This window comes from Pseudomonas edaphica (genome assembly GCF_005863185.1).
In the GTDB taxonomy this organism is placed as follows: domain Bacteria; phylum Pseudomonadota; class Gammaproteobacteria; order Pseudomonadales; family Pseudomonadaceae; genus Aquipseudomonas; species Aquipseudomonas edaphica.
The window spans coordinates 1-3,911 of record NZ_VBVZ01000567.1; the positions used below are offsets into that span (position 1 = coordinate 1).

4 protein-coding genes are annotated in these 3,911 nt (G+C 60.0%); 2 read left to right on the top strand and 2 right to left on the bottom strand.

Annotated features, from left to right (window positions below):
* On the bottom strand, positions 1-1,345 hold a 1,345-nt coding region (locus FEM54_RS26615), incomplete at its 3' end, for a DUF6531 domain-containing protein (protein ID WP_240792809.1).
* 184 nt (positions 1,346-1,529) lie between these two features.
* Complete coding sequence (locus FEM54_RS26620) at positions 1,530-2,144, bottom strand: LysE family translocator (protein WP_138453663.1); 615 nt, start codon at positions 2,142-2,144, stop codon at positions 1,530-1,532.
* A 145-nt stretch (positions 2,145-2,289) separates the two neighbouring features.
* Here FEM54_RS26620 and FEM54_RS26625 point away from each other — a divergent pair, with 145 nt between their 5' ends.
* Together FEM54_RS26625 and FEM54_RS26630 are read left to right on the top strand one after the other, a co-directional pair.
* Positions 2,290-3,375 carry a DUF1615 domain-containing protein gene (locus tag FEM54_RS26625; RefSeq protein ID WP_138453664.1) on the top strand — a complete coding sequence of 362 codons (1,086 nt, stop codon included), beginning with the start codon at positions 2,290-2,292 and terminating at the stop codon, positions 3,373-3,375.
* Between the two features lie 90 nt (positions 3,376-3,465).
* A complete protein-coding gene (locus FEM54_RS26630; protein ID WP_099547658.1) occupies positions 3,466-3,891 on the top strand; it encodes a PaaI family thioesterase in 426 nt (141 codons plus the stop codon).
* The last annotated feature ends 20 nt before the right edge of the window (positions 3,892-3,911 follow it).

Sequence of the window (3,911 nt, forward strand, 5' to 3'; positions counted from 1 at the left end):
CACTGGTGCGATACACCCGCGTCCACTCAAACGGCAAAACCCCATCCAGCGTGCCGTCTGTGAGCGTCAGCAATTCCGCGCCGGTGACCATCGAAACGGGGCAACCGTGGGTGACGGTTTTGTCCGCAGGGGCCGCCGCATCGCCGTTCAGGTTCTTGCCAGAAGCCGGCACATCATCCACAGGTTCCTGGCGCACCAACGCGGTCTGCTGCGTCTTGCCGCGCACCGCCGGCACCGGGTTGGCAACCAACTGGTCCCCAGCCTTCAGCGGCGCAACCGGCACGGTCTTGATCGGCGTCGTGGCACTGCTCAGCAACAAGGGTTTAACCGCCGCTACATGTGGCTCCAACGTCGGCCCCACATGCTGTTTTGCCAGCAACTCGAGCAAACTCCGCGCCCGTCCAGACTTGATGTGCCCGAGGACTTGAGTGCCCAGGCGTACCGCCACGCCCATGCCCGCCGTCGCCCGAATCAACAGCAAGTTAATCAACACCTCGCCGGTGATTTCGCCCATCAGCTCCTGCATGTCTTGCGGCGGCAGCAGGCGCATCCAGCTGACCATCGCCGACACGTAAATGAACAACAGCGGCTCATCGCTGAGTACCAGCAGGCCGTTGGCGATCGCGTCATTGCTGAGTGTCAGCAGCTCATCAAGCTCGGCCTGGGAGATGTACTTGAGCAACTTTTCGCTGTTGGGCTTGATGTCCGCCAACATGTCAAACAACTGCGTCAAGTTGTCCCAAAGGGTGTAGAGCGCCGTGCCCATGCCATTGAGAGCCGCTTTCTCCAGCATCCTGCGTTGATCAAGCGGTTTGGCGTCGGTATAAATTCTCCACTGCGCTTGGAAGGTGTCGTTCCACGCTTTACGCAGGCGCTCTTCCAACCCCGCAATCACTGACTGATAAGACGCGTACAGTGCCTTGACGTGATCTTTGGAAACATCGGGGTAAAAACTGATTCGGTACGATTGATTACGATCACACTCGGTGATTTCGAGAATGCCGCTGGGGCCGATGGTGTGGTGGATCGGCTCGCCCAATGGGCCGCCGTTGGGATCGACGCGTTGCAGCACCACCGGCGTATTGCCGATAGGCACGAAGCGCTTGCTTTGGAACATATGCACCAGGGTCAACGTGCCATTGGCCTGGCACGTGGCAACGGTGCTACTGGGAATGATGGAGCGGTTGATCGGGGCGACCAGCGCCACCTCATCCCCGACCTTGAACACCTGCTCGACATCCAGCGCCGAGAAGCTCCAGAAGCTCGACGCCCATTCGTCAAAGGTATTCAGGCATTCGCGAAAATCACGGAAGACGCTTTCAACGTCGACCGTCTTCACGTCCATTGGGGTCAGGGCCAGCCTGCCAATGGCCGGGTTCAAGCGCTAGCCCCTTTGGCCTGGGCTCTAACTAACAAAACCATCTGCAATCCCTCGCACTGTGTGATCAGGCGAAGGACTTTGCAGCGGTTTTCAGGAAGGATCTGTAGAGCTTATCCGGGTGTTGGGTAGGAGGTTTCGCTAGTTCTTGTCAGCGCTGCGCAAACGCCAGGTTCAACCCCAACCCCGCAAAGGCTGCGGCAAAACTGCGGCGCAACCAATTCTGTACCCGTGGTGACTCGATCACGGCACGGCGAAACACATTGGCCAGCAGGCCGTACACCACAAACACCGCAAACGTCATCGCCATGAAAGCGCCACTTAGTACCAGCATCTGCACAGCGGGCGCCGTGCTGCCGGGGGTGACGAATTGCGGCAGGAAGGCCAGGAAGAAAATCGTCAGCTTGGGGTTCAGGATATTCAGCAGAAAGCCGCGCAGCATCAGGCTGCGTGCAGTCGCGACCGCTGGTGTGTCGCTCATGGCGAAGGCCGAGCGGTCACGCCAGGTGGCATAGGCCAGATATAAAAGGTAGGCCGCCCCAGCGAATTTCAACGCCTCAAAGGCCAGGGCGCTGGTATGCAGCAGGGCGGAAAGGCCCAATATCGATGCGAGCAAGTGGGGAATGATCCCGGCAGTACAGCCCAACGCGGCGAACAGGCTGGCACGCTTGCCGGCAGTGAGGCCGGTGGACACGGTAAAGATCACCCCAGTGCCGGGGATCAGCACGACGATCAGGCAGGTGACGAAGAAGTTCAGGCTGAGCATGGCATTCAAACTCCTTGTACGAATGGTCGATGACCGATCCTGTCACGTTCAGTGATAACTGGCGAGTGCAACAGGTCGGCGAACCCCGGTTAGACTTACCTGTCGATATCCGCACAACCGGCCCGTCGTTATTCAAGGAAACCCCATGTATTCAAGCCGCCTGATCCTGTGCCTCACCACCTTGCTGGTGCTGGCCGGCTGCTCCACTCCACGCGGCCCGCAGCAGCCTGAGCGCAGCGAGGCCGAGGTGAAGGCGCAGATTGTGCGGCTGTTACCGGCCACGGTGGCGGACCGCAACGGCTGGGCCAAAGACATCTACACCGCCTTCGACACCCAGAAAATCTACCCCAGCAGCGAAAATATCTGCGCTGTGCTGGCGGTGACCGAGCAAGAGTCCACCTATCAGGTAGACCCGCCGGTGCCGAACATGGGCAAGATCGCCCAGGATGAAATCCTGCGCCGCGCCGGCAAGGTCCATGTGCCGGCCTTTGTGGTGCGCACCACGCTGCAATTGCGTTCGCCCACCGGCAAGACCTACGCCGAGCGCCTCAGTGCCGCACGCACAGAGAAGGACTTAAGCGGCATTTTTGACGATTTCATCAGCATGGTGCCCCTGGGTAATACCTTGTTCGGCGGCTTTAACCCGGTGCACACCGCCGGCCCCATGCAGGTCAGCATCGATTTTGCGCAGCAACACGCCCGCGATTATCCCTACACCGTGGATGGCACAATTCGTCGCGAAGTCTTCACCCGTCGTGGCGGCATGTACTTCGGTATCACGCATCTTCTCGGTTACCCGGTGAGCTACGACCAGCCGCTGTACCGCTTTGCCGATTTCAACGCGGGGTGGTATGCCAGCCGCAATGCCGCGTTCCAGGCTGCTGTCAGCCGAGTCAGCGGCACCGAGCTGGCGCTGGATGGGGACCTGATTCGTTATGGCTCACTGCTGCCCGGCACCACCGAGTTGGCGGTGCGTTCCCTGGGCGCGAAGCTGGATATGCGCAACCCCAGCATCCGCAGCCAGCTGGAAAAGGGCGAGCAGCTCGACTTCGAAGAAACCACCCTCTACAAACGCGTATTTGCCCTGGCCGACAAAGCTGCCGGCAAGCCTGTGCCGCGCGCGATTTTGCCGGGCATCGTGCTCAAGAGTCCGAAGATCACCCGCAACCTCACCACCGCGTGGTTTGCCAAGCGTGTGGATGAGCGCTATCAGCGTTGCATGAAGCGTTAGCTGATTGTTGATCATTGGCTTGGCTGATCTTGATGGTGAACTTGGGGAGGCTGGGGTACACCTCGTGTTTTGGCCAAGGAAGAGCTCGCCATGATCACTTACACCGTGCCCGAAGGGTTTGTCTCGCTGCCACGCAGCAGCCCGTTGCTCGACCTGTTAGGTCCGGCGTATTGCCGGGGTGAAGGGTTGCAATTGGAAATCGGCCTGCGTGCCGACAACCGCCACGCCAATGGGCGCGGCACGGTGCACGGTGGGGTGTTGGCAACGCTGGCGGATGTCGGCATGGGCTATGCGATGGCGTTTTCCAGCGAACCGCCGTTACCGTTGATAACTGCTAGCATGACCCTGGACTACCTGGGTGCCGTGCAGGTGGGGGAGTGGATTGTGGTGCGGCTGGAGCACCACAAGCGTGGCCGGCAGATGGCGTTTGCCACTGTGAGCCTGCAAGTGGGGGACAAGGTGGTGGCACGGGCGAATGCGGTGTTTGCGGTACCTCACTCTGACGATGAAGATTAAATGTGGGAGCTGGCTTGCCT